Raw genomic sequence first — 24,071 nt, forward strand, 5'->3', positions numbered from 1 at the left:
TTTACTTGGCGACCACGCGCACCATTTCCAGGCACTTGTTGGAGTATCCCCATTCGTTGTCATACCAGCTCACCAGCTTGACAAAAGTGCCGTCCAGCGCGATGGAGGCATCGGCATCAAACACGCTGGTGCGGGTCTCGCCACGGAAATCGGTGGCCACCACTTTTTGGTCGGTGTAGCCCAGGATGCCTTTCAAGGCGCCTTCGGACTGGGCCTTGATCTCGGCGCAGATTTCGGCCATGGTGGCGCTGGTGTTGAGTTCGCAGGTCAAATCGACCACCGACACGTCACTGGTCGGCACACGGAACGACATGCCGGTGAGTTTTTTGTTCAGCGCCGGAATCACCACGCCCACCGCCTTGGCGGCGCCGGTGCTGGATGGAATGATGTTTTCAAGAATGCCGCGGCCGCCGCGCCAGTCTTTGTTGCTTGGGCCGTCCACGGTTTTTTGTGTGGCGGTAGCCGCGTGCACGGTGGTCATCAAGCCACGTTTGATGCCAAACTTGTTGTTGATCACCATCGCCAGCGGGGCCAGGCAGTTGGTGGTGCATGACGCATTGCTGATGATGGCTTGACCGGCGTAGCTGGCGCTGTTGACACCAAACACAAACATCGGGGTGTCGTCCTTGCTGGGGGCAGACATGATGACTTTTTTGGCCCCCGCGTCGATGTGCTTTTGCGCACCAGCCTTGTCCAGAAAGATGCCCGTGGATTCGATCACGATGTCGGCACCCACCTCGCTCCATTTCAGGTTGGCCGGGTCACGCTCTTGCGTCAGGCGGATTTTTTTGCCGTTGACGACCAGTGTGTTGCCTTCAACCGAGACTTCGCCCTTGAAACGGCCATGCACGCTGTCAAATTGCAGCATGTAGGCCAGGTACTCAGGCTCCAGCAGGTCATTGATACCCACTACCTCGATGTCGCTGAAATTTTGCAGGGCTGAGCGCAATACGTTGCGGCCGATGCGGCCAAAGCCGTTGATACCAATCTTGATCGTCATGAGGGGAACTCCTTAAAAAACTTGAAAAACAGAAAAATGTGCAAATGACGCAATGGTTAAAGCAGACACGTCATCGCATGGGGGTAACTTTGAGGGTGTTTCAATGCTGGCACAGGGTTCAATGCCAGCGTGACTGCTTTGCTCGGAATGAATGAACTCTTGTTGATTTTATGGCGGGCCAAAAGTGCGCTTTCAGTTACTGGACTGCTTGAGGCCTCCACCACCTGCGTCAAAGGTCAATCGTGTGATGAAACCATTAGCCATGGGCTATGCTTTGCTGCCGGCCTTAACCTGCCATCACCCAACCAGGATTTTTTCATGAGCGAACTCTTTTCTCCCCTGCACCTGCCTTCACCACGCGGCGGGTTGACGCTGCCCAATCGCCTGGTGGTGGCGCCCATGTGCCAATACCAAGCCGATGAAGGCTGTACCACCGACTGGCACCTGATGCATTGGGGCAGTTTGCTCAACAGCGGTGCCGCCATGGTGACCCTGGAGGCCACGGCAGTGCTGCCTGAAGGCCGCATCACACCACAGTGTTTGGGTTTGTGGGACGCCCGCACTGAGGCCGCGTTGGCGGCACATTTGCAGCGGGCACGCGCCTTGGCACCAGCCACCACGGTGTGCCTGCAACTGGCGCATGCAGGGCGCAAGGCCTCCAGCGCCGTGCCGTGGCAGGGTGGGCAATTGCTGTCGCCTGCGCAAGGGGGCTGGCAAACCGTGGCGCCGTCAGCCTTGCCGCATTTGCCATCAGAGTCGCCTCCGCAAGCGCTCACGGCGGCTGGCATGGCTGACATCGTGGCGGCTTTTGTGGCGGCGGCGCAGCGCGCCCAGCGCATGGGGGTTGAGGCCATTGAACTGCACTGCGCTCACGGCTATTTGCTGCACCAATTTTTGTCGCCCTTGGCCAATGTCCGCACCGATGCCTATGGCGGCAATTTTGACAACCGGGTGCGCTTTCCGCTGGAGGTATTTACGGCACTTCGGTTGGCATTTGACGGCGTGCTGGGCGTGCGTTTGTCCGCCACCGACTGGGTCGAGGGCGGTTGGGATTTGCCCCAAAGCATGGCCTTTGCCCAGCGGCTCAAGGCGGCGGGGTGTGACTTCATGCACGTGTCTTCCGCGGGGGTGTCGCCGCTGCAAAAAATCAGTTTGGGTGCAGGCTACCAAGTGCCGTTTGCGCAAGCCATCCGGCAAGCCACTGGCATGGTCACCACTGCCGTGGGCTTGATCACCGAACCCGAGCAGGCGCAAGCTGTGGTGGCCTCAGGCCAGGCTGACCTGGTGGCGTTGGCGCGGGCTTTTTTGTACCAACCGCGCTGGGGCTGGCAGGCTGCTGCGGCGCTGGGTGGTACTGTGCAAGCGCATCCGTCTTATTGGCGCTGCTTGCCACGCCAGGCGCAAAGTGCCTTTGGCCAGGTGTCTGTGAACCAGCGGTGAGTGGGTGGTGGGCATGTTTCCCAGTCAACTCAGCCTAGCGCCAGCTTGGCACCAGATTGCACCATGCGCTCAAACTCTGGCACTGTCACTGGCGGGCTGAACAGATAGCCTTGCAGTTGATCACAGCCCAAGCCGCGTAAAAACGCCATTTGCTCGGGCGTTTCCACCCCCTCGGCCACCAGCTCTTGGCGCAACTGCTTGGCCAGGGTGACGATGGCGCGGGCAATGGCACAGTCGTTTTCATCGGCGGGTACGCCAATGACAAAAGCACGGTCAATTTTGAGCGTGGTGATCGGAAATTTCTTGAGGTATGACAGGCTGGAGTAGCCCGTGCCAAAGTCGTCCATCGACAGCGCCAGCCCCATGGCCACCAGCTCGTTCATGATGCTGATCACGCCTTCTGCCCCACGCACCAGCAGGCTCTCGGTGATCTCAAGTTGCAAAAGTTTGGGCGACAACTGGTGGCGCTCAAGCACGGCCCACAGCCGCTGTGGCAACAAGCGGTCAAACTGGCGGGCAGATAAATTGACGGCAATGGGGGGCATGTGCAGCCCCGCGTCTTGCCAGGCGCGCAGCTGGCGGCAGGCCTCGTCAAGCACCCAGCTGCCAATGTCCAAAATCAGCCCGGTTTCTTCGGCCACCGGGATGAACTTGGCTGGCGACACCATGCCGTTGACCGGATGGCGCCAGCGGATCAAGGCCTCTGCGCCCACAATCTCGCCGGTGTGCAGACTCACTTTGGGCTGGTAATACAGCACCAGTTGCTGCGCCACCAGGGCGTGCCGCAGCTCGCCTTCAAGCTGCCATTTTTCTTTGGCGCGCTGGTTCATCTCGGCGCTGTAAAACAGGTAGCCAGAGGATTCTTCGGCTTTCATGCGGTTCACCGCCACATCGGCACAGCGCAGCAGTGTGGCCACGTCTTGGGCGTCGTCTGGAAACACGGCTATGCCCACGTTCACGCCCACATGCACCAGTTGGCCGGCCAGCTGAAACGCCTCATCCATGGCAGACAGCAGCTTTTTGGCCACAATGCCAGCGTGCTCGCGTTGCTCCAGGTTCAGCAACGCCACCACAAATTGGTCGGCTCCCACTTTGGCCAGCACATCGGCACTGCGCAGTGTCAGGCGAAAACGCTGGCTGATGAGTTTCAGCAACTCGTCTGCCACATCCAGCCCCAACGAGTCACTGATGGTGCTCAGGCGCTCCAAATCCACCATCAAAATCGCGCCCACCTGCTGCGTCCGTTTGGAGCTGGCCAGCGCCACCTCAGTGAGCTGAATAAAGTGGCTGCGGTTGGGCAGCCCGGTCAAGTCATCAAAATTGGCCAGCCGCACAATCCGCGCCTGCGCCTCATGCAGCACGCTGATGTCTGAAAAAATTGAAAACGCGTGGGTAATGTTTCCCGTAGCATCCCGCACCACGCTGATCGACACGTTTTGCGGAAACAGTTCGCCGTTTTTGCGCCGACCAATGATTTCCCCTTGCCAGGGCCCTGCGCCAGCCATGGAGGCGGTCACTTTGGCGCGAAACTCTGCATCGTGAACGCCTGAGCGCAGCAAGTCGGTGGTCTGACCGATGGCCTCATCAAAGCTGTAGCCGGTGATTTTGCTGAAGGCCGCGTTGACCGACACAATGTGCTCGTGCGCGTCTGTGATCAAAATGCCTTGGTCGCTGTCGTTGATGATGCGCGAATGCAGCCGCTGCAGCTCAAGGGGAGAGAGCTCTGGCGGTGTCTGGCGGGGCAGTAACTGGGCGGTCATGTCAAACCCTTTGAATGGCGGTTGTTGTCATGATAACGGGACACAGCCGCCCGCCACCCGCAGGTCAATGGCGCTATGCTTATCTACCCTGTTACACCCTAGCTGCAACCTTGTCACACCCTGCCCCACCCCCATTGCCACTGGCCAGCGCCATGCTGCTGGCTGCTGGCCGCGGCGAGCGCATGCGCCCGCTGACCGACACCTGCCCCAAGCCCTTGCTGGTGGTGCAAGGCAAGCCGCTGATGCAGTGGCACCTGGAAGCCTTGGCGCGCGCTGGCTGCCCGCGTGTGGTGGTCAACACCGCGTGGCTGGCAGACAGCATTGAGCACAAATTTAAGAGTGTTTTTGGCCTCTATAGCTTATCAAATAAGCGTGAGCAGCTATTGAATGCAGAGCATTTATTGCACCTTCACTACTCTTCTGAAGGGCGCGACTTTGGCGCAGCGCTAGAAACAGCGGGCGGCATTGCACGCGCTTTGCCGCATTTGGGCGACGTGTTTTGGCTGTTGGCGGGCGACGTGTTCACCCCTGGTTTTGACTTTGCCCCGCACGCGTTGGCGCGCTTGGCCGCCAGTGACAAACTGGCGCATCTGTGGCTGGTGCCCAACCCGCCGCACAACCCAGGGGGTGACTTTGGCTTGCAACCCAGCGCAGACGGCAGCCACGCGCTGGCACTGAACCTGCCCTTTGATAGCCGTCAAGCGCGCTACACCTATTCCACCATCGGGGTGTTTCGGCGTGCGTTGTTTGAGCCCCCTTGGTGCGACATTGCGCCAGGCAACCCGCTGGGCGTCAAAGCCCCACTGGCACCGCTGCTGCGCCGCGCCATGGACAATGCGTTGGTCACTGCCGAGCTCTACACCGGCTCCTGGACTGACGTGGGCACGCCGCAGCGCCTGGCAGAGCTCAACGCCGCTTGACCCGGTTTGAATTCATGTGAAAACACCACGGTGCCAAATCTATCGCGTGTCACTGCCCTTGTTTATCTGACTGATTTTCTGAAAGCTTTCGCCATGACCACATCTTCTGTTTACGCCCAGCGCCGTGCCCAACTGGTGCAGCACTTGGGCGCCAAAGGCATTGCCCTCATTCCCACCGCGCCAGAGCAGCAGCGCAATCGCGACTGCGACTTTCCGTACCGCCCCGACAGCTATTTTTATTACCTGTGCGGCTTCACCGAACCGCATGCCTGGCTGGTCATCACCGGCGACGGCCGCAGCACCTTGTTTTGCCAACCCAAAGACCCGCAGCGCGAAATTTGGGATGGCTACCGCCTCGGTCCAGAAGCCGCGCCCACCCAGCTGGGGCTGGATGCCGCGTTTTCTGTGGCTGACCTGGACGCCAAATTGCCCGCCCTGCTGGACGGCTGCGACGCGGTGTGGATACCGTTTGCCATCCACAAAGGGCTTGAAACCCGGCTTGAAACCTGGCTGGCCAGCCTGCGCGCCCGGGTGCGCTATGGCGCGCTGTGCCCGCAAACCCAGCGCGACCTGTGCGGTGTGCTGGACGAAATGCGCCTGGTGAAAGACCCGCACGAGCAAGCCATCTTGCGCAGTGCCGGAAAAATCAGCGCAGCGGCACACATTCGCGCCATGCAATGCTGTGCCCAGATGCTGCGCACCGGCCAAGAGGTGCGCGAATACCACCTTGAAGCAGAAATGCTGCACGAATTTCGCCGCCACGGCGCGCAGTTTCCGGCCTACGGCAGCATTGTGGCCGCCGGTGCCAATGCCTGCGTGCTGCACTACCGCGCCGACCGCGGCCGCGTGCAAAATGGCGAACTGGTGTTGATAGATGCCGCCTGCGAGCTTGACGGCTATGCCAGCGACATCACCCGCACCTTCCCCGCCAACGGCCAATTTACCGGTGCACAGCGCACGCTTTATGAACTGGTGCTGGCGGCGCAAACGGCCGCTGTGGCGGCCACCCGACCAGGTGCGCGTTTCACCGACCCGCATGAGGCAGCAGTCAGCGTGCTGGCGCAAGGCATGCTGGACGTGGGTTTGCTAGACAAAAACAAGGTTGGCAGCTTGCAAGACGTGATCGAGCAGCGCGCCTACTTTCCGTTTTACATGCACCGCACCGGCCACTGGATGGGCATGGACGTGCACGACTGCGGTGACTACACCGAGCCCAGCGAAATCGGTCAGGTCAGCCAGCGCCAAGACGCCCTGACTGGCGACACCATCAAAGACCGCCCGGCACGCATCCTGCGCCCTGGCATGGTGCTGACCATTGAGCCTGGTATTTACGTGCGCCCAGCTTACGGCGTGCCCGAAGCTTTTCACAACATCGGCATTCGCATTGAAGACGATGCCATCGTCACACCCACCGGCTGCGAGCTCATCACCCGCGACGTGCCCGTGGCCGTGGACGAGATTGAGGCCTTGATGAGAGGGTAAGGGCTTGTTGTATCTGTTGTAACGGCATGTTCCACGGTGCGCATGCAAGACACATTCAGTCACTTTTTCAGCGCGGCGTGCGCATGGACTGAGCGATGATGACTCCTTTTTTTGAAGCAAGGAGCATGTTCATGTGGACAACAAGTCAGGTCAGTTGGGTTCGGCATGGCGCTTTGTTGGTGAGTGCGCTGCTGTTGGGCGGCTGCGCCAACCTGTCGCATCGCGACCGCAACACCATCACCGGCGCCAGCATTGGTGCAGCCACGGGTGCTATTTTGACGGGCGGCAGCGCCGTGGGCACCGTGGGCGGCGGGGTACTGGGCGGCGTGATTGGGGATCGGGTTGGGCGCAAGTAAACGGGTCGCCCGATTCGCCAACTTTGAAGCTGTGGCGATGCGCAAATTGCAGCAAATTCACGCGGCCACGGTCATCGAGTTTTTGCGGGTGCCGCCTGGTAACCAACTCGAAGCCCTCAAAGGTGACCGCAAAGGCCAGCGTGCTTGGACGCATTGTTCGGCGCGACATGGCTGAAGCCGCATAAGGCCGCAGTGTTGACAGTGCAGGCCCGCTGCCGTGCGCCAGCTTATACAACGGGGGTTATGTCAAGTTGCACCCGCCGATTCCAATGCAGCGCCAGCCGATGGTCGCGAACTGCAACTTCCTGGGAAGTTCACTCTAATACGTAAGTAACGTACAATTTGTCAATGAAAGCTACTTTCGTCGAGCTACCACCTTTCGAGCGAATTCGCAAAGAATACATGGACGACGAAGCCTACAGGCTGTTTCAGCTTGAGCTGATGGACAACCCCACAGCAGGGGATGTCATAGAAGGCGCGGGTGGTTTGCGCAAACTGCGTCAAGCCGATCCGCGTCGAGGTAAAGGCAAGCGTGGTGGGTTGCGGGTGATTTACTACTTTTGGTCAGGCGGTGATCAATTTTGGCTTTTTACGGTCTACGACAAAGATCAGGCCGCCGATTTGACAACGGCACAACGCAAAGTGCTCAAACAGCTTTTGAAAAACGAGTTGACAAACCGTCAAACCCCAGGTGAAGAACAAACATGATGACTCATAAACGCGATATTTTTGCTGAGTTGACTGAAGGCTTTGAAGCCCTGAAATCGGAACGCGAGGGCAAGCTGACGTTGCGCACTTTCAAGACTGAAAGCAAGCCTGTGCCAGTGTTGTTGCCGCAAGACGTGCTTCAGGTGCGCGAACAATTGCGCTTGTCGCGACCGGTGTTTGCGCATTACCTACGCACCAACCCGCGAACGCTCGAAAACTGGGAGCAGGGCCGTGCCAAACCCAATGCTCAGGCATCGCTGTTGATACGAATGGTGGCTCAGTTCCCAGACATGGTGCAGCGATTGGCTGCGCTTTGAAGTCTCAATCCAATGCTTGGGGACATGGGTGTGTCGCCCTGTATTGAGTTGATTGGCAAATCAAAGTGACGAAAACGTATGAGTTGGTATCACCCCGCCGAACACGACTTCGTGTCACCAGCGCCAGGATGGTCAACCATTGCTTTTAATCGGCCAAACCGTCCGCCGCGTCAACAGGTTCTGGCTGGTTCTGCGGTGGAATTTGAAAATTTAAGACAAATAGAGCTCTAGACCATGTTTTATAAGCACAAGCAGCTACTATTTCGATAGTGGCTTGAGCAGCTCTTGCACATCACTTTCACTGAACAGCGGCTGTTTGCGCCCCACTGAGCCGCTGTACATGCTCTCGGCCAAAGCAGCTTTACGGTCTTGCAGCGCCAGAATGCGCTCTTCAATCGTGCCTTGTGCCACCAGTTTCACCACCCACACGCTTTGCGTTTGGCCAATGCGGTGGGCGCGGCCGGTGGCTTGGGCTTCTACCGCCGGGTTCCACCACGGGTCGTAGTGGATGACGGTGTCGGCTTGTGGCAGGTTCAGCCCCACACCACCGGCCTTCAGGCTGATCAAAAACAGCGGCACCTCGCCGCTGGTAAAGCGCTCAATGAGCGCGTCGCGTTTTTGGCTTTGGCCAGTGAGTTTGACCCATTGAATGCCACGTTTTTGCAACTCGGCCTCAATCAGCGTGAGCATGCTGGTGAATTGCGAAAACAGCAAAATGCGCCGTCCCTCGCCCAGCATTTCGGGCAGCATCTCCATCAGCTGCTCCAGCTTGGCCGAGGTCTTGACCTTTTTGGCGGCGTCAAGTTTGAGCAGATGCGGGTCGCAGCAGACTTGGCGCAGCTTCAAGAGCGCATCCAAAATGGTGATTTGCGACTTGGCCAGGCCTTTGGTGTTGAGCGCCTCGCGCACGGTTTTTTCCATGCCCAGGCGAATGGTTTCGTACAGGTCGGCCTGCTTGCCTGAGAGCTCCACACGCATCACGGTTTCCACCTTGGGTGGCAGTTCGTGCGCCACCAGCGCCTTGGTACGGCGCAGCATGAAGGGTGTGACGCGGGCGCGCAGCTGGTGCAGCGCCTCGGGGTCGCCCTGCTTTTCAATGGGGTTGCGAAACAGCTCTTGAAAGCGCTTTTGGCTGCCCAAAAAGCCCGGCATCAAAAAGTGGAACAGGCTCCAGATTTCGCCCAGGTTGTTTTCCATCGGCGTGCCTGAGAGGCACAGGCGGTGGTGGGACTTGAGCTCGCTGGCCACCTGGGCGGCGTTGGTGGCGGCGTTTTTGATGTTTTGTGCTTCATCCAACACCACCAGATGCCACTGCGCCTCTAGCCAGCGTTCGCGGTCACGGTGCAACAGGGAATAGGGGGCGATGACGATGTCGTGCTCGGCCATGGTGTCTGCCGCTTCATGGCGATCCAGGCCGTGGTGCACCAGGCTGCGCAGGCCGGGGCAAAAGCGCTCGGCCTCGCGCTTCCAGTTGCCCATCAGGCTCACTGGGGCAATGATCAGCGCCGGGTGGGTCAGGCGGCCAGCGTCTTTTTCGATCTGGATGTGGGCCAGGGTTTGCAGCGTTTTGCCCAGCCCCATGTCGTCGGCCAAGATGCCGGCCAGGCCGAATTCGCGCAAGAACTGCAGCCAGTTCACGCCGTGCTGCTGGTAGGGGCGCAGGGTGGCGTGCACGCTGCTGGGCAGCGGCACGGCGGGCAGTTCGGCGCGGCCACTTAGGCGTTGCACCAGCTCGCGAAGATGGTGCGCACCCTCCCACACCGCACCTTCGCCCAAGCTGGCGGTGGTGCGCATGGCGTCCAGGCGCGAGAGTTTCAGGCTCTCGCCGGTGAAATCATGGTCGCGGTCGCCCACCAGTTCCAGCAGGGCAGCCAGCCAGGGCAACAGGTTGTCGGTCGGCAAGCGGATGAAGCCGCCAGTGGGCGCGGGCAGGTAGACAAAAGGCGGAATGTGCGGCAGGCCGGTGGCCTCGTCGCGCGGGCTGCTGGCGGCTATTTTGATGAGTTCGGGCAAAAACGGCAAGATGTTGTGGCGCTGGCCATTGATCTCCATGCCCAGGCTGAGGTCAAACCAGGGCGAGGTGGCCTCGTCATCGCCCTGGGCTTGCAGGTTCACGGTCAAGGCTTCGCCGTGTTGAATCCAGTCTTTCAGCGCTTCGTCTTGCGTGACCTCGAAACCTGCATAGCGCAGTTCGGCATAGTCTTCGTCAGCCCAGCGCAGCCAGCGCTGTTGGTTGAGGTCTTTGTCCAGGCCAAACACCCCGTTGCCGTGTGCCACCAGGTTGAGCTCCATTAGGTGGGTGATGGCTTCAAGCTCGGCTTGTGGGTCGCGGTGCAGCAGGCAGCGGCCTTGCGCATCGTCCACCAGCACGGTGGTGCCTTGGCCGACCCACCAGCCGCGGTGGCCGGCGTAGTCAAAGCGCAGCGTGGCTTGCATCAGCCCCATGCTGGGCACGTCTGGCGCGGGCACGGGCGCCAGGTGCAGGCAGGCGCGCGGGGCGATGCCGGTCAGGGTTTTGAGCTGCTCCAGCACCGGTGGCATGGGCACGGGGCCGAGCCGCTCGACCAATTGGGCTTGGTGCGTTTTGAGGGCTTGCGCATTGAGCGGCGGGGTTTTCAGCAGCACGCCCATTTGCCCCAGGCTTATGCCTTGGACATCGGCCAAGCCGCACACGCCGTTGATGCCGTCCAGGTACAGCGGCGGGTTGTTCAGGCACAGTTTGGCAAAGGGGTGGTTCAGATCGGCGCGCAGTGTCCAGGCTGATTCAGCGTCTTTGAGTTTGGCCACTTCGTGCCATTGCCAGCGCACATTCAGCGGCTGCCCCCAGGTCACCGGGTTGCCCGGCTGGCCGTCGTTGCTGCCAGTAAACAGGCGCCCGGTGCTGGCGGCGAGTTGCAGCACCTGCAGGCCAAATTTGCCTTCCAGCGTGACGCGCGATTTGACGCCATAGCTGTAGTAGTAATTGCTGGCCACGCTGCGCATGGCGCGCATCAGCTGAATGATGTCGCGGTCGGCCTCGGTGGCCAGGTCATAGACCGGCTGGCCGCGCTCGGGGTCGAATTTAAGCTGTTTGGCCTTGGCCCAGCCGCCCACGGTTTTGGTGTATGACAGCACCACCTCCAAGGTCAGTTGCGGCGTGGCGCTTTGGGGCGAGAGCACATTGAGCAAATACAAAAATTGCTCTTGCCGCTGCACCGGGGCTTTGGTTTTGGCGGCGGGCGCGGTGTGGCTGGGGTCGAGGGTTTTGCTGCGCTGCTGCTCCAGGTCGTCGAGCCAGCGCAGCACGGTGCGCTCGGCTTCGAGTTTGGCCGCTGCCTCACGCTGGGCAATGTCGGCCAGGCGCTGTGCTTCAAGCTCTTTGGCGCTGGGTTTGCTGCTGAGGCGGACGACGGTGTTGCCCAGCATTTGCTGGCCTTTGTAGGCCGCTTTGATCATCAGCGCCACGCCGTGTTTGCATTGGTAGCCCACCGGGCAGGTGCAGTCGCTGTCCCACTCCAGCACTTTGCCACTGGCACCGCGTTTGATCTCAATCGACACCTGGTAGGGGTGGCGGGCGCTGCCTTGCACGTCGCCCATCAGCAGCCAGACGTCTTTCATGGGCTCGATGTTGAGCGAGAGCACGCGCTGGTTGCGGTAGAGCTCCAGGCCACGGGTGTAGGTGGCGGTGTCGCACTTTTGCACCAGCGTGGCGAGGTCGAGCCAGAGACTGGACTGGGCTGAATAATTAGACATCAAATTGGCCTCTAGCGCTTATGAATAAAGCGTGAGTAGCTATCAAAATTAATTTATATATTAGGCTGCGAAAAGGCATGCCCGGCCTGCTGGTCGGCGTGGTAGCTAGAGCGCACCATGGCGCCCACGGCGGCGTGGCTGAAACCCATCTCGTAGGCCTTGGCTTCAAACATCTTGAACACGTCCGGGTGCACGTAGCGTTTCACCGTCAGGTGGGAGGTAGAGGGCGCCAAATACTGGCCAATGGTCAGCATGTTGATGCCGTGCGCACGCATGTCGCGCATCACGTCAAGAATTTCGTCGTCGGTCTCACCCAGGCCGACCATCAGGCCGCTTTTGGTCGGCACATCCGGGTGTAGCGCTTTGAATTTTTGCAGCAGGTTCAGGCTGAATTGGTAATCTGAGCCAGGGCGCGCTTCCTTGTACAGGCGCGGGATGGTTTCCAGGTTGTGGTTCATCACGTCGGGCGGTGCGGCTTTGAGGATTTCAAGCGCGCGGTCGTCGCGGCCCCTGAAGTCAGGCACCAGCACCTCAATTTGCGTCTGTGGCGACTTGGCGCGAATCTGCTCGATGCATGCGACAAAGTGCCCGGCGCCGCCGTCACGCAAGTCGTCACGGTCCACGCTGGTGATCACCACGTATTTCAGTTTGAGCTGGGCAATGGTGTTGGCCAGGTTGACCGGCTCGTTGGCATCCAGCGGGTCGGGTCGGCCGTGGCCGACATCGCAAAACGGGCAGCGCCGGGTGCATTTGTCACCCATGATCATGAAGGTGGCGGTGCCGTGGCCAAAGCATTCGCCAATGTTGGGGCAGCTGGCTTCTTCGCACACGGTGACGAGTTTGTTGGCGCGCAGCACGTCTTTGATTTCATAAAAGCGCGTGGTGGGGCTGCCGGCCTTGACGCGAATCCAATCGGGCTTGCGCAGCACCTCGCCCTGTACCACTTTGACCGGAATGCGCGACAGCTTGGCGGCAGATTTTTGCTTGGCTGACGGGTTGTAGTCGGCTTGCGACTGGGCTTCGCGCACAGTGGGGTTGGCGCTTGCGGGAACGGTGGGGCTTGGGTTCATGGTGTCGGGTGCCAGGTCGGTGGAAGGGTTCAGGGGGCAAGGTAGGTGGCAAGCTTTTGGCTCAGCACCTGGGCAGCCTCGTCCCAGCTGACGGAAACGCCGATTGTAAAAAGGTCTACCGTTGTCAAGGCTTGGTAGCCGCAGGGGTTGATGCGTGAGTAAGGTTCCAGGTTCATGGCCACGTTCAGTGCCACGCCGTGGTAGGTGCAGTTGCGGCTGACTTTGATACCCAAAGCGCCAATTTTGCCCAGCCCGGTGAAGTCGGGGGTAATGGAATGCGTTGCAAGTGCTGCGGCGGAAGAATGGGGGTCAGATCCGGCCGCAGAGCGGAACGGCTCTGACCCCCATTCTGGAGCGACGTTGACTTTTCTTTGCGGCCGCTGTGGCAGCAGTGCGTGTCCGGCCGGGTCATCCAGCCGCACATAAATGCCGGGCGCACCCGCCACCCGGTGGCCGGTCACGCCAAAGTGCAGCATCGTGCGGATGACGGCTTCTTCAATCCGGTAGACGTATTCCTTGACGAAATAGCCGCGGCGTTTCAAGTCCAGCAGCGGGTAAGCCACCACTTGGCCGGGGCCGTGGTAAGTGACCTGGCCGCCCCGGTTGGTTTGCACCACGGGAATGTCGCCGGGGTTGAAAATATGCTCTTTTTTGCCAGCTAGCCCTTGTGTATAGACCGGAACATGCTCACAAATCCATAGTTCGTCAGGGGTTTCGGGGGTACGCGCTGCATTGAAAACTTGCATCGCCGCATAGGTTGGCTCATAAGCCACCAAGCGGCCTAAATCAATGGGGGTCAGAGTCGAATTGTTTTCCATGTCTATTGCGTCGAATGCGATTTAATTGGAATCTGACCCCAATTAATTTGTTCTGTAAGGCGGCTGCGCGGTTCAGTCAGTCTAGCGTGGGCATGGCTACAGCACCACTTTGACCATCGGATGCGTGGACAAGGTGCGGTAAATCTCGTCAAGTTGTACGCGGCTGGTGGCGTTGATGGTGAGGGTGACACCCAGGTATTTGCCGCCTTTGCTTTCGCGCAGCTCAATTGTGCGGGCGTCAAAAGCGGGGTCAAATTGTTCGGCAATGTGGGTGATGGCGTGCACCATGCCGTCGACCTTGAGCCCCATCACCTTGATGGGAAAAAGGCATGGATATTCGATCAAAGAAGGGGGTTCAACATGAGGCGGTTGGACTGTCATGGCAGATGACTGTGAATTGTGAAAAGCGTTAAGGGGGTTGATGTTGTTGGTTTTCTACGTATAATCGAAGGCTGAACTAGGCAAGCCAACCTGTAAAGTAGGCGTAATGTACATGGCGACAATACCACCTTCAAGAGAATGGCAAGCAGACTTTGACGATGCGTCAGATTTTGTGCCGCTGACCCGAGAGCAAGCCAATGCGCTTGCCAAAGCCCACCCAGTTGTTTCACCTTGGTGGGTTGTTTTGTGTCAGGGGGCTGTGGGCTTGGTGGCTGCTGGTGTGGCTGGGTTGCTGTTTGATGGTGTGGTTGCCAAATCAGTGGCCTGGGGTGCGTTGGCAGTGGTTGTGCCTGCGGCGTTGTTTGCGCGTGGTTTGACCGGGCAGTTTGCCCGCATCAATCCGGGTGCAGCGGTGGTGAGCTTCTTTGTGTGGGAGCTGATCAAGATTTTGGTGACGTTGAGTATGTTGTATGCGGCTCAACGTTGGGTGACACAGCTAAGTTGGCCGGCCATGCTGGTGGGCTTGGTGGTCACGCTCAAGGTGTATTGGTTGGCTTTGCTGTTTAGGCGCAAAGAGAAACCAGTTCAATTCATTCATGGCGAACATTTGCCGCACGGTAAAAGTAACTGATCAAAGAGTAACTGATGGCTGCTGAAGAAAACGCTGTAAAAGAAGTACTGACTGCTGGTGACTACATTGGTCACCATTTGCGTCATTTTCAGGCTGGTCATCAGTCTGGTGTGATTGACATGTCGGTGCTCAACCTAGACTCCATTTTTTGGTCTATCTTGCTGGGTTGCTTGGGTATGTTTGTGATGTGGCGTGTTGCCAAAAGCGTCACGGCGGGTGTGCCCGGGCGCATGCAGGCAGCAGTTGAAATTCTGTTGGAAATGGTCGATACCCAAGCCAAAGGCATCATTCACAACGCTGAGTCACGCAAGTTTGTGGGTCCTCTGGCGCTGACCGTGTTCATCTGGGTGTTTTTACTTAATTCAATGGACTTTTTGCCCGTTGATTTGCTTCCCCTGATTTGGAAAATGATTTACGGCGGCATGGGCTACGACGTTGAACACGCTTACATGCGTGTGGTGCCTACAGCAGATTTGTCCACCACGTTGGCCATGTCGTCTTCCGTCTTGTTGGTGTGCTTGTATTACAACGTCAAGATCAAGGGTGCAGGTGGCTGGGCACATGAGCTGGTCACAGCGCCCTTTGGCACCAGTAAAAATCCGATTTTTGCGTTGATATTGGGTGTGCTGAACTTCAGCATGCAAATGATTGAATTCACTGCCAAAACGGTGTCGCATGGCATGCGGTTGTTTGGCAACATGTACGCGGGTGAGTTGGTGTTCATGCTGATTGCGCTGATGGGTGCGGTTGGTTTTGGCTCCGCCACTGGCGTGGCATTGTGGTTGGGTCATGTGGTGGCGGGTACCGGTTGGGCAATTTTTCACATTTTGATTGTTGCTTTGCAGGCCTTCATTTTCATGATGTTGACCTTGGTGTATGTGGGGCAAGCCCACGACCATCACTGATAGTTTTGTAGGTTAGTTTTTTCTTTTTTCTTTTTTCTTTTCAACTTGAATCCATAGGAGCTTTAAATGGAAAACGTGCTTGGTTTGGTGGCGCTGGCTGCTGGTTTGATCATTGGTTTGGGTGCTGTCGGTGCTTGTATCGGTATTGGCATCATGGGTAGCAAATACCTCGAAGCTGCTGCTCGTCAACCTGAATTGATGAATGAATTGCAAACCAAAATGTTCTTGTTGGCTGGTTTGATTGACGCTGCGTTCCTGATTGGTGTGGGTATTGCCATGATGTTTGCGTTTGCAAACCCGTTCGTTATCCACGTAGGTTAATTTCCTTCGCCTTTCACCAATTAGAGAGGGGTTGTTGTGAGTATTAACGCAACATTCTTCGCGCAAATGGCGGTGTTTTTCATGTTGGTGGTGTTCACGATGAAATTCGTGTGGCCACCCATAGCCAAAGCACTTGACGACCGCGCTCAGAAAATCGCAGACGGCTTGGCTGCTGCAGACAAGGCCAAATCCGAACTTTCATCCGCTAACAAACGGGTTGAAGACGAACTGGTCAAGTCACGCACAGAAACCGCATCTCGTTTGGCTGATGCCGAACGGCGCGCCTTGTCCATCATTGAAGACGCAAAAGCCAAAGCCACTGAGGAAGGCAACAAAATTGTTGCTGCCGCCAAGGTTGAGGCTGATCAGCAGACCGTCAAAGCGCGTGAAGCCTTGCGTGAGCAAGTGGCCACACTCGCTGTGAAGGGCGCCGAGCAGATTCTCCGCAAGGAAGTCAATGCTGGCGTGCATGCTGATTTGCTGTCTCGTTTGAAGACCGAGCTTTAAGAGGTCGCCATGGCTGAACTTGCCACTATTGCTCGTCCCTACGCTGAGGCTTTGTTCAAAGCCAGTGCATCAGATGCAAAGTCTGTGTTGACTTGGCTTGATGAACTTGCCTGCATCACGGCACAAGTCCAGCTGCTGGAGTTTGCAGACAGCCCGCAAGCCACTGATGCGCAGGTTGAAGCAGTCATCACCGGGGTGATGAAGTCGGCGTTGAATTCACACGCTCAAAACTTCATTCAAACCGTGATTGCAAACCAGCGTCTGGCTTTTGTGCCTGAAATTGCGGTGCAGTTTCGGGCACTGGTGAACGCCAAAAGCGGCTCAAGCGATGCCGTGATTTACAGCGCTTTTCCAATGGACAGTGCTGCACTGGCAGAAGCTGAACAAGTCTTGGAAAAGCGTTTTGCACGAAAACTCAATGTGTCAGTTGAGTTGCAGCCTGAGCTCATTGGTGGCATCAAGGTGGTCGTGGGTGACGAAGTTCTTGACACATCCGTCAAGGCTCGTTTGGAACAAATGAAAATGGCACTGACGGCTTGAGGCTTTTGCCCTCAAGTCCCAGGCCTGTTTAACGAAAGAAGGAAAGAGCCATGCAACTCAATCCCGCAGAGATTTCTGAACTGATCAAGAGCCGTATTGAAGGCATGTCAGCCACAGCCGACATCCGTAATCAAGGTACCGTGGTGTCCGTGACCGACGGTATCGTCCGCATTCATGGTCTTTCAGACGTGATGCAAGGCGAAATGCTTGAATTCCCGTCAGATGCTGAAGGTCAAGCCAGCTATGGTTTGGCACTGAACCTGGAGCGTGACTCGGTCGGTGCCGTGATTTTGGGCGCATACGAGCACATCTCTGAAGGCGACACGGTCAAATGCACGGGTCGTATTCTTGAAGTGCCGGTGGGTCCCGAGCTCAAAGGCCGCGTGGTGAATGCCTTGGGTCAGCCGATTGATGGCAAAGGCCCCATCAACGCCAAGATGACCGATGTGATTGAAAAAGTGGCGCCCGGCGTGATTGCCCGCCAGTCTGTCGATCAACCCATGCAAACTGGTCTGAAGTCGATTGACTCCATGGTGCCTGTGGGTCGTGGTCAGCGCGAATTGATCATTGGCGACCGTCAAACCGGCAAAACTGCCGTAGCCATTGACGCCATCATCAATCAAAAAGGTCAAAACATGACCTGCGTGTATGTGGCGATTGGTCAAAAAGCCTCCAGCGTGAAAAACGTGGTGCGCTCGCTTGAGCAAGCCGGTGCCATGGAATACACCATTGTGGTGGCTTCTACCGCCTCTGAGTCTGCTGCCATGCAATATGTGGCTGCCTACTCTGGCTGCTCCATGGGCGAATATTTCCGTGACCGTGGCGAAGACGCATTGATCGTGTACGACGACTTGTCCAAGCAAGCCGTGGCTTACCGCCAAGTGTCTTTGCTGTTGCGTCGCCCACCAGGCCGCGAAGCTTACCCTGGCGACGTGTTCTATCTCCACAGCCGTTTGTTGGAGCGCGCCGCACGCGTGAACGCCGATTACGTGGAAGCCTTCACCAAAGGTGAAGTCAAAGGCAAAACTGGTTCGTTGACAGCTTTGCCCATCATTGAAACCCAAGCGGGTGACGTGTCAGCCTTCGTGCCTACCAACGTGATTTCAATCACCGATGGTCAAATCTTCTTGGAAACTTCATTGTTCAATGCGGGTATCCGTCCGGCCATCAACGCTGGTATTTCGGTGTCTCGCGTGGGTGGAGCAGCGCAAACCAAATTGATCAAGAACTTGTCTGGCGGTATTCGTACCGACTTGGCACAGTACCGTGAGCTGGCGGCTTTTGCTCAGTTTGCTTCTGATTTGGATGAGGCCACACGCAAGCAACTCGACCGCGGTGCACGCGTGACCGAATTGCTCAAGCAAGCCCAATACAGCCCACTGCCAATTTCCCTGATGGGTTCCACCTTGTTTGCTGTCAACAAGGGTTACCTTGATGACATCGCTGTGAACAAGGTGTTGGCGTTCGAGCATGGCTTGCACGGCTATTTGAAAGACAAGCATGCTGCTTTGTTGGCCAAGCTCGAAGCTGCACGTGCCATGGACAAGGATGCAGAAGCTGAATTGAACACTGCTGTGGCTGCCTTCAAGAAGACGTTTGCTTAAGGTCACCTCACACGATTAGGAGACTGATATGGCAACTGGCAAGGAAATACGCGGCAAGATCAAAAACTTCGAAAGCACGAAGAAGATCACCAAGGCCATGGAGATGATTTCTGTCTCCAAAATGCGTAAGGCCCAAGAGCGGATGCGTGCGGCTCGCCCGTACGCTGAAAAAGTCCGCAACATTGCGGCGCATTTGGGTCAAGCTAACCCTGAGTACGTGCATGCTTTCATGAAACCCAACGATGCCAAATCGGTGGGCATGATTGTGGTCAGCACTGACAAAGGGCTGTGCGGTGGTCTGAACACCAATGTGTTGCGTGGTGTGACCAACAAGCTGCGTGAAGTCCAGACGGCTGGCATGACCACCCAAGCGGTGGCCATCGGCAACAAAGGCTTGGGGTTTTTGAATCGCATTGGCGCCAAGGTGGTGGCTCATGTCACGCAACTGGGCGATCGTCCTCATCTTGAACGCCTGATCGGCCCCGTCAAGGTGTTATTGGATGCATATGCCAAGGGTGAAGTCAATGCGGTTTACCTGACCTACACACGCTTCATCAATACCATGAAGCAAGAAGTGGTGATGGAGCAGCTGTTGCCTTTGTCTGCGGTTGAAATGCAAGCCCAAGCCAAGGCCAGCGAACAAGCCACAGGCATCAAACATGGCTGGGACTACATCTATGAGCCAGACGCGCAAACCGTGATTGATGACCTGTTGGTTCGCTATGTAGAGGCGTTGGTTTTTCAGGCGGTGGCTGAAAACATGGCCTCCGAGCACGCAGCACGCATGGTCGCCATGAAAGCGGCCACGGACAATGCTGGCAACGTGATTGGCGAGTTGAAATTGGTCTACAACAAGACCCGTCAAGCGGCCATCACCAAAGAGTTGTCAGAAATTGTCTCTGGCGCGGCAGCCATCAGCGGCTAACCCCACGTCTTCGCACGCACACTTAAATTTACATTGGAGCAGAACCAAATGGCTCAAGATACTCAAACGAACGCAAGCGTTCAAGGCAAGATTGTTCAGTGCATTGGCGCTGTGGTCGACGTGGAGTTTCCACGTGAACACATGCCTCACATTTACGACGCCCTCAAGCTCGCAGGCTCTTCATTGACACTCGAAGTTCAGCAGCAATTGGGTGACGGCATTGTCCGCACCATTGCACTGGGTTCAAGTGATGGCTTGCGCCGTGGCTTGATGGTGTCCAACACGGGCAAGGCCATTCAAGTGCCCGTGGGTACTGCCACACTCGGTCGCATCATGGACGTGCTGGGTGCACCCATTGATGAACGCGGCCCAGTCAATGCCACTTTGCACATGCCCATTCACCGCAAAGCCCCGGTGTATGACGAGTTGAGCCCGTCACAAGAATTACTGGAAACCGGCATCAAGGTGATTGACTTGGTTTGCCCGTTCGCCAAGGGCGGCAAGGTCGGCTTGTTCGGTGGTGCCGGTGTCGGCAAGACCGTGAACATGATGGAACTGATCAACAACATCGCCAAAGCACACAGCGGTTTGTCAGTGTTTGCTGGTGTCGGTGAACGTACCCGTGAAGGCAATGACTTTTACCATGAAATGGCCGACTCTGGTGTGGTGAACCTGGAGAAACTTGAAGACTCTAAAGTGTCCATGGTTTACGGGCAGATGAATGAGCCCCCAGGTAACCGTTTGCGCGTGGCTCTGACGGGTCTGACCATTGCCGAGTCGTTCCGCGACGAAGGCAAAGACGTGCTGTTCTTTGTGGACAACATTTACCGTTACACCTTGGCCGGTACCGAAGTGTCGGCGCTGTTGGGTCGTATGCCTTCCGCCGTGGGCTACCAGCCTACCCTGGCTGAAGAAATGGGTCGTTTGCAAGAGCGTATTACATCTACCAAGGTGGGTTCCATCACCTCCATCCAAGCCGTTTACGTGCCTGCCGATGACTTGACCGACCCGTCGCCAGCCACCACCTTTGCCCACTTGGATTCCACTGTGGTGCTGAGCCGTGACATTGCCTCTCTCGGTATATACCCCGCCGTCGACCCACTGGACTCCACCAGCCGCCAGCTTGACCCGAACGTGGTGGGTCAAGACCATTACGAAACCGCCCGCGCTGTGCAAGGCACACTGCAACGCTACAAAGAGTTGCGCGACATCATTGCCATTCTCGGCATGGACGAATTGGCACCTGAAGACAAATTGACCGTGGCTCGTGCCCGCAAGATTCAACGTTTCTTGTCTCAACCGTTCCACGTGGCTGAAGTGTTTACCGGTTCACCTGGCAAATACGTTTCTTTGGCTGAAACCATTCGTGGCTTCAAGATGATCGTGGCTGGTGAGTGCGATCATTTGCCAGAACAAGCCTTCTACATGGTCGGCACCATTGACGAAGCGTTTGAAAAGGCCAAGAAAGTCTGATGGCTTTACGGGGCGGCTCGTTAGCGCTGCCCCCAACTGATTAGGAAAAAAATGAACACTATTCATGTTGATGTGGTAAGTGCCGAAGAATCCATTTTCTCGGGCGAGGCGCGTTTTGTGGCCTTGCCTGGCGAAGCCGGAGAACTGGGCATTTACCCACGCCACACACCTTTGATCACACGCATCAAAGCGGGTTCGGTACGCATTGAACAAGCGGATGGCAGTGAAGAATTTGTGTTCGTGGCGGGTGGCATTCTTGAAGTGCAACCCAACTGCGTCACCGTTTTGTCTGACACCGCCATTCGCGGCAAAGACCTTGACGATGAAAAAGCCAATGCTGCCAAGCTGGCCGCCGAAGATGCGGTTAAAAACGCCAAGACTGACCTTGACTTGGCTCGCGCCTCGTCTGAATTGGCAGTGATGGCGGCTCAAATTGCGGCTCTGCGCAAATACCGCAACAAGAAATAACCGTCAGAGCTTTGTCTCTCTCAAAAGCCAGCATTCGCTTTGTCGACTGCTGGCTTTTTTTGTGGTCATCGTTTACGGCCACATGACCCTGCACCGTCAGTTCAATATTGGCTCATTGGGTAATTCATCCGGATTGTCTTGCTGGGAGGTGATGGGGAAATAGGTGGCCAAGAGGCGGTTGACTTCCTGCAGTGCCATGTGCAGTCCTGCTTCGGGGGTGCTTGATTTGAATGCGGCACTCATGCGTGCCGACAAATTCACCCAGGTGTTGGGCGGCACTTGTCGGTTCAGCCCTCGGTCGGCCACAATTTCAAGCCGTCTTTCCACCAACAGCAGGTAAATCAACACGCCGTTGTTGTGTTCGGTGTCCCACACCTTGAGTTTGCCGAACAGGCTCAAGGCACGCTGGTGAACCATCTCGGCCACAGGAATGTCTTGCCAAAGGTAGCTGTTGGGCAGCGCAGATTCAATGTGAATGCGGATTTCCCCACTGTGCTGGGTTTCAGATTGAGCTACAGCCTCAGTCAACCTTGCCTGCGCGGCAGGTGGCAGCCATTGGCTGGCCGCATCGTCACTTTGCCAGCGGTGCTTCATCAGACGTACAAATCGCTGCCACATCACCAGTCTCCCGAGGCGCCACCGCCACCAAAATCGCCACCACCACCAGAGCTAAATCCGCCACCTGAGCCGCCGCCAAACCCACCCATGCCAGCGCCGCCGCCACCCCAGCCACCACCGTGGCCACCTCGTCCGCCCCGAGGGGGGTTAAAACTTTGAATCAAGGTGAAGATAAGCGCCAGCACCCCCGCTAGGCCAGCCAACATGAGGCTGGTGGTGAGGATCATGGTGATGAAACCCGCTACACCGCCAGTGGCCACCGCCCCCAACTTTTTCCCTAACATGTTTCGCGTGACCGCACCCACCACAGGCACGGCGATGAACATGAACACGCCCAATTGCATCCAGTCAAAGCCTGTCTCTGCCTGGTTTGCCCCTGTTGCCGCTGCTGCGGCAGGCTCAGGCAAGGCTTCACCTGCAATCAGTGCGGTCAGCCGTGCCACACCTGCTTGCAGCCCACCGGCGTAGTCAGACTGTTTGAAACGCGGCTTGATGGTGTCGTCAATGATGCGCTTGGCGGCCAAGTCGGGCACCGCACCTTCCAGGGTTTTGGCCACTTCAATGCGCAGTTTGCGATCTTGCACCGCTACCACCATCAGCACACCGTCACCCACGTCTTTGCGACCAATTTTCCAGCTGTTGGCCACACGGTTGGCATAAGCTGCAATGTCTTCCGGTAGCGTGCTGGGCACCAGCAGCAGCACTACTTGTGACCCCTTGGTCTGTTCAAAACTGGCCAAAGTGGCTTCAAGTTCAGCTACCTGGGGGGCTGTCAAAGTGCCAGAAGTGTCAACCACATGGCCGGTTAAAGCCGGCACCGCTTGTTGTGCCCAACTGTGCCCGCCCAATGACAGTGCCAGCAGCCAACCGAGCAGCTTCAAGCACCATGCTGCGCGGAGATTCATTTTTTATTGAAATCCACTACCGGCGGGGCAGAAATGGCGGCCTCGTTTTGCACCGCAAAGGCGGGCTTGGGCGCGTAACTGAACACCATGGCGGTCAAGTTGCTGGGAAAGCTGCGCGCCAGCACGTTGTAATCTTGCACCGATTGAATGTAGCGATTGCGTGCCACCGTGATGCGGTTCTCGGTGCCTTCAAGTTGCACCCGTAAATCGCTAAAGCCCTGGTTGGCTTTCAAATTGGGGTACTGCTCAGACACCATCATCAGCCGACTCAGTGCGGAGCCCAACTCGCCTTGTGCCGCCTGAAACTTGCCAAAGGCCGCGGGGTCGTTCAAGGTTTCCGGCGTGACCTGGATCGAGGTGGCTTTGGCGCGCGCCTCAATCACCTTGGTCAACGTGTCTTGTTCAAAAGCAGCTTCGCCTTTGACTGTGGCCACAATATTGGGCACCAAATCGGCGCGGCGTTGGTACTGGTTCAGCACTTCGCTCCAAGCCGACTTGGTTTGTTCGTCCAAGCGTTGAAAGTCGTTGTAGCCACAGCCTGACAACAGCACCGCGGCAAGCAGCATCAAAATCCAGCGTTTCATGAGCACCTCCAGAATAAAAACAATACGTTAGCACACGTCATGCGATCCGCCACCGGCGTTGATGTGAGCTGTCATACGGCTATTGAGGGCATGGCGCGGGCGAGTGTTTCAAATGCGGTCAAAATCAAACGCTTCTACCAGCCACACACCGCCATGTCCAAAGCCAAAAAAATTGCAGCCACCGTGGGCGGCTCAGCCGACGAAATTGAGGCAAGTTTCTACGAAGCTTTGCAAAAGGGCGACCTTGAGCGCCTGATGGCCTGTTGGGCAGACGAAGACGAAGTGGTCTGCATTCACCCTGGCGGCCCTCGCTTGGTGGGGCTGGGGGTGATTCGTGCCGCGTTTGAGTCGATGTTCAGCAACGCCAGTTTGCGCATCAGCGCCCAAGACGTGCGCAAGATTGAAGCCCTGGCCAGCAGCGTGCACAGCGTGCGTGAGCGCATTGAAATCCTCACCCCCGAAGGCCCGGTGGATGCTTTTGTGATGGCCACCAACGTCTACCACAAGACCGCCCAGGGGTGGCGCCTGGTGGCGCACCATGCCAGCCAAGGCAGCCCGCGTGAGACTGAAGACATCACCGAAAAACCGCCTGTGCTGCATTGATGG

General features: G+C 57.2%; 25 protein-coding genes and 1 pseudogene. 17 read left to right on the forward strand and 9 right to left on the reverse strand.

Annotated features, from left to right (window positions below):
* Position 1 precedes the first annotated feature (1 nt).
* The gene (gene gap, locus PHT20_RS04165) at positions 2-1,000 is read right to left on the reverse strand and encodes a type I glyceraldehyde-3-phosphate dehydrogenase (RefSeq protein WP_301019551.1); all 999 of its coding nucleotides are present in this window, start codon (positions 998-1,000) and stop codon (positions 2-4) included.
* Between the two features lie 318 nt (positions 1,001-1,318).
* Here gap and PHT20_RS04170 point away from each other — a divergent pair, with 318 nt between their 5' ends.
* A complete protein-coding gene (locus PHT20_RS04170; protein ID WP_301019552.1) occupies positions 1,319-2,440 on the forward strand; it encodes an NADH:flavin oxidoreductase/NADH oxidase in 1,122 nt (373 codons plus the stop codon).
* Positions 2,441-2,469: 29 nt separating this feature from the next.
* Here PHT20_RS04170 and PHT20_RS04175 read toward each other — a convergent pair whose 3' ends face one another.
* The gene (locus PHT20_RS04175) at positions 2,470-4,200 is read right to left on the reverse strand and encodes a GGDEF domain-containing phosphodiesterase (RefSeq protein WP_301019553.1); all 1,731 of its coding nucleotides are present in this window, start codon (positions 4,198-4,200) and stop codon (positions 2,470-2,472) included.
* A 152-nt stretch (positions 4,201-4,352) separates the two neighbouring features.
* Here PHT20_RS04175 and PHT20_RS04180 point away from each other — a divergent pair, with 152 nt between their 5' ends.
* From PHT20_RS04180 to PHT20_RS04205, 6 genes and pseudogenes are all read left to right on the forward strand, one after another.
* Positions 4,353-5,120 carry a nucleotidyltransferase family protein gene (locus PHT20_RS04180; protein WP_301019604.1) on the forward strand — a complete coding sequence of 256 codons (768 nt, stop codon included), beginning with the start codon at positions 4,353-4,355 and terminating at the stop codon, positions 5,118-5,120.
* Positions 5,121-5,213: 93 nt separating this feature from the next.
* Entirely contained in the window at positions 5,214-6,602 is a 1,389-nt protein-coding gene (locus tag PHT20_RS04185) for an aminopeptidase P N-terminal domain-containing protein (RefSeq protein ID WP_301019554.1), read from the forward strand.
* Between the two features lie 131 nt (positions 6,603-6,733).
* Complete coding sequence (locus PHT20_RS04190; RefSeq protein ID WP_301019555.1) at positions 6,734-6,958, forward strand: osmotically-inducible lipoprotein B; 225 nt, start codon at positions 6,734-6,736, stop codon at positions 6,956-6,958.
* A pseudogene (locus tag PHT20_RS04195) lies at positions 6,933-7,103 on the forward strand (excinuclease ABC subunit A); the annotation flags it as partial. The gene PHT20_RS04190 and the pseudogene PHT20_RS04195, both read left to right, overlap by 26 nt.
* Positions 7,104-7,306: 203 nt before the next feature.
* The gene (locus PHT20_RS04200) at positions 7,307-7,666 is read left to right on the forward strand and encodes a toxin (RefSeq protein ID WP_301019556.1); all 360 of its coding nucleotides are present in this window, start codon (positions 7,307-7,309) and stop codon (positions 7,664-7,666) included.
* Complete coding sequence (locus PHT20_RS04205) at positions 7,663-7,983, forward strand: transcriptional regulator (protein WP_366520889.1); 321 nt, start codon at positions 7,663-7,665, stop codon at positions 7,981-7,983. The genes PHT20_RS04200 and PHT20_RS04205 overlap by 4 nt, the downstream gene beginning before the upstream one ends.
* Positions 7,984-8,241: 258 nt before the next feature.
* Here PHT20_RS04205 and PHT20_RS04210 read toward each other — a convergent pair whose 3' ends face one another.
* From PHT20_RS04210 to PHT20_RS04225, 4 genes are all read right to left on the reverse strand, one after another.
* Positions 8,242-11,715 (reverse strand): DEAD/DEAH box helicase, encoded by a 3,474-nt coding sequence (locus PHT20_RS04210; protein WP_301019557.1) that lies wholly within the window; start codon positions 11,713-11,715, stop codon positions 8,242-8,244.
* A 53-nt stretch (positions 11,716-11,768) separates the two neighbouring features.
* A complete protein-coding gene (lipA, locus tag PHT20_RS04215; protein WP_301019558.1) occupies positions 11,769-12,785 on the reverse strand; it encodes a lipoyl synthase in 1,017 nt (338 codons plus the stop codon).
* A gap of 29 nt (positions 12,786-12,814) precedes the next feature.
* The gene (lipB, locus tag PHT20_RS04220) at positions 12,815-13,531 is read right to left on the reverse strand and encodes a lipoyl(octanoyl) transferase LipB (RefSeq protein WP_301019605.1); all 717 of its coding nucleotides are present in this window, start codon (positions 13,529-13,531) and stop codon (positions 12,815-12,817) included.
* Between the two features lie 168 nt (positions 13,532-13,699).
* Positions 13,700-13,984: a DUF493 family protein gene (locus PHT20_RS04225; protein WP_300085993.1), complete on the reverse strand. Its 285-nt coding sequence runs from the start codon at positions 13,982-13,984 to the stop codon at positions 13,700-13,702.
* A 112-nt stretch (positions 13,985-14,096) separates the two neighbouring features.
* On the opposite strand from PHT20_RS04225, the gene PHT20_RS04230 reads away from it, so the two are divergent.
* From PHT20_RS04230 to PHT20_RS04270, 9 genes are all read left to right on the forward strand, one after another.
* Positions 14,097-14,615, forward strand: a complete 519-nt coding sequence (locus tag PHT20_RS04230; RefSeq protein ID WP_300085990.1) for an ATP synthase subunit I — start codon at positions 14,097-14,099, stop codon at positions 14,613-14,615.
* Positions 14,616-14,629: 14 nt separating this feature from the next.
* Positions 14,630-15,520, forward strand: a complete 891-nt coding sequence (atpB, locus tag PHT20_RS04235) for a F0F1 ATP synthase subunit A (protein WP_300085987.1) — start codon at positions 14,630-14,632, stop codon at positions 15,518-15,520.
* A gap of 66 nt (positions 15,521-15,586) precedes the next feature.
* A complete protein-coding gene (gene atpE / locus PHT20_RS04240; protein WP_300085984.1) occupies positions 15,587-15,841 on the forward strand; it encodes a F0F1 ATP synthase subunit C in 255 nt (84 codons plus the stop codon).
* A 36-nt stretch (positions 15,842-15,877) separates the two neighbouring features.
* On the forward strand, positions 15,878-16,348 hold the full coding sequence (locus PHT20_RS04245; protein ID WP_300085979.1) for a F0F1 ATP synthase subunit B: 471 nt from the start codon (positions 15,878-15,880) through the stop codon (positions 16,346-16,348).
* Positions 16,349-16,357: 9 nt separating this feature from the next.
* Positions 16,358-16,888, forward strand: coding sequence for a F0F1 ATP synthase subunit delta (locus PHT20_RS04250; protein WP_300085976.1), 531 nt, complete (start codon positions 16,358-16,360; stop codon positions 16,886-16,888).
* Between the two features lie 50 nt (positions 16,889-16,938).
* Positions 16,939-18,492 carry a F0F1 ATP synthase subunit alpha gene (atpA, locus tag PHT20_RS04255; RefSeq protein WP_300085973.1) on the forward strand — a complete coding sequence of 518 codons (1,554 nt, stop codon included), beginning with the start codon at positions 16,939-16,941 and terminating at the stop codon, positions 18,490-18,492.
* A gap of 28 nt (positions 18,493-18,520) precedes the next feature.
* Positions 18,521-19,417, forward strand: coding sequence for a F0F1 ATP synthase subunit gamma (gene atpG, locus PHT20_RS04260; protein ID WP_300085970.1), 897 nt, complete (start codon positions 18,521-18,523; stop codon positions 19,415-19,417).
* Positions 19,418-19,465: 48 nt separating this feature from the next.
* Entirely contained in the window at positions 19,466-20,890 is a 1,425-nt protein-coding gene (gene atpD / locus PHT20_RS04265) for a F0F1 ATP synthase subunit beta (protein WP_300087345.1), read from the forward strand.
* Positions 20,891-20,941: 51 nt separating this feature from the next.
* Positions 20,942-21,358 carry a F0F1 ATP synthase subunit epsilon gene (locus PHT20_RS04270; protein ID WP_300087343.1) on the forward strand — a complete coding sequence of 139 codons (417 nt, stop codon included), beginning with the start codon at positions 20,942-20,944 and terminating at the stop codon, positions 21,356-21,358.
* Between the two features lie 96 nt (positions 21,359-21,454).
* On the opposite strand, the gene PHT20_RS04275 is transcribed toward PHT20_RS04270, so the two are convergent.
* From PHT20_RS04275 to PHT20_RS04285, 3 genes are read right to left on the reverse strand one after another with little or no spacing between them, the layout of a single operon-like run.
* Complete coding sequence (locus PHT20_RS04275) at positions 21,455-21,976, reverse strand: TPM domain-containing protein (protein WP_300087341.1); 522 nt, start codon at positions 21,974-21,976, stop codon at positions 21,455-21,457.
* Positions 21,976-22,857: a TPM domain-containing protein gene (locus PHT20_RS04280; RefSeq protein ID WP_366520890.1), complete on the reverse strand. Its 882-nt coding sequence runs from the start codon at positions 22,855-22,857 to the stop codon at positions 21,976-21,978. Before PHT20_RS04280 ends, PHT20_RS04275 begins: the two co-directional genes overlap by 1 nt.
* A gap of 20 nt (positions 22,858-22,877) precedes the next feature.
* Positions 22,878-23,465: a LemA family protein gene (locus PHT20_RS04285; RefSeq protein WP_300087338.1), complete on the reverse strand. Its 588-nt coding sequence runs from the start codon at positions 23,463-23,465 to the stop codon at positions 22,878-22,880.
* 153 nt (positions 23,466-23,618) lie between these two features.
* Here PHT20_RS04285 and PHT20_RS04290 point away from each other — a divergent pair, with 153 nt between their 5' ends.
* Positions 23,619-24,068 carry a nuclear transport factor 2 family protein gene (locus tag PHT20_RS04290; protein WP_300087347.1) on the forward strand — a complete coding sequence of 150 codons (450 nt, stop codon included), beginning with the start codon at positions 23,619-23,621 and terminating at the stop codon, positions 24,066-24,068.
* The last annotated feature ends 3 nt before the right edge of the window (positions 24,069-24,071 follow it).

The organism is Rhodoferax sp. (assembly GCF_028715765.1).
GTDB lineage: Bacteria > Pseudomonadota > Gammaproteobacteria > Burkholderiales > Burkholderiaceae_C > Rhodoferax.

Coding starts and splice junctions, on each gene's coding strand:
- gap (WP_301019551.1), bottom strand. CDS start 1,000: ATGACGATCAAGATTGGTATCAACGGCTTTGGCCGCATCGGCCGCAAC.
- PHT20_RS04170 (WP_301019552.1), top strand. CDS start 1,319: ATGAGCGAACTCTTTTCTCCCCTGCACCTGCCTTCACCACGCGGCGGG.
- PHT20_RS04175 (WP_301019553.1), bottom strand. CDS start 4,200: ATGACCGCCCAGTTACTGCCCCGCCAGACACCGCCAGAGCTCTCTCCC.
- PHT20_RS04180 (WP_301019604.1), top strand. CDS start 4,353: ATGCTGCTGGCTGCTGGCCGCGGCGAGCGCATGCGCCCGCTGACCGAC.
- PHT20_RS04185 (WP_301019554.1), top strand. CDS start 5,214: ATGACCACATCTTCTGTTTACGCCCAGCGCCGTGCCCAACTGGTGCAG.
- PHT20_RS04190 (WP_301019555.1), top strand. CDS start 6,734: ATGTGGACAACAAGTCAGGTCAGTTGGGTTCGGCATGGCGCTTTGTTG.
- PHT20_RS04200 (WP_301019556.1), top strand. CDS start 7,307: ATGAAAGCTACTTTCGTCGAGCTACCACCTTTCGAGCGAATTCGCAAA.
- PHT20_RS04205 (WP_366520889.1), top strand. CDS start 7,663: ATGATGACTCATAAACGCGATATTTTTGCTGAGTTGACTGAAGGCTTT.
- PHT20_RS04210 (WP_301019557.1), bottom strand. CDS start 11,715: ATGTCTAATTATTCAGCCCAGTCCAGTCTCTGGCTCGACCTCGCCACG.
- lipA (WP_301019558.1), bottom strand. CDS start 12,785: ATGAACCCAAGCCCCACCGTTCCCGCAAGCGCCAACCCCACTGTGCGC.
- lipB (WP_301019605.1), bottom strand. CDS start 13,531: ATGCAAGTTTTCAATGCAGCGCGTACCCCCGAAACCCCTGACGAACTA.
- PHT20_RS04225 (WP_300085993.1), bottom strand. CDS start 13,984: ATGACAGTCCAACCGCCTCATGTTGAACCCCCTTCTTTGATCGAATAT.
- PHT20_RS04230 (WP_300085990.1), top strand. CDS start 14,097: ATGGCGACAATACCACCTTCAAGAGAATGGCAAGCAGACTTTGACGAT.
- atpB (WP_300085987.1), top strand. CDS start 14,630: ATGGCTGCTGAAGAAAACGCTGTAAAAGAAGTACTGACTGCTGGTGAC.
- atpE (WP_300085984.1), top strand. CDS start 15,587: ATGGAAAACGTGCTTGGTTTGGTGGCGCTGGCTGCTGGTTTGATCATT.
- PHT20_RS04250 (WP_300085976.1), top strand. CDS start 16,358: ATGGCTGAACTTGCCACTATTGCTCGTCCCTACGCTGAGGCTTTGTTC.
- atpA (WP_300085973.1), top strand. CDS start 16,939: ATGCAACTCAATCCCGCAGAGATTTCTGAACTGATCAAGAGCCGTATT.
- atpG (WP_300085970.1), top strand. CDS start 18,521: ATGGCAACTGGCAAGGAAATACGCGGCAAGATCAAAAACTTCGAAAGC.
- atpD (WP_300087345.1), top strand. CDS start 19,466: ATGGCTCAAGATACTCAAACGAACGCAAGCGTTCAAGGCAAGATTGTT.
- PHT20_RS04270 (WP_300087343.1), top strand. CDS start 20,942: ATGAACACTATTCATGTTGATGTGGTAAGTGCCGAAGAATCCATTTTC.
- PHT20_RS04275 (WP_300087341.1), bottom strand. CDS start 21,976: ATGTGGCAGCGATTTGTACGTCTGATGAAGCACCGCTGGCAAAGTGAC.
- PHT20_RS04285 (WP_300087338.1), bottom strand. CDS start 23,465: ATGAAACGCTGGATTTTGATGCTGCTTGCCGCGGTGCTGTTGTCAGGC.
- PHT20_RS04290 (WP_300087347.1), top strand. CDS start 23,619: ATGTCCAAAGCCAAAAAAATTGCAGCCACCGTGGGCGGCTCAGCCGAC.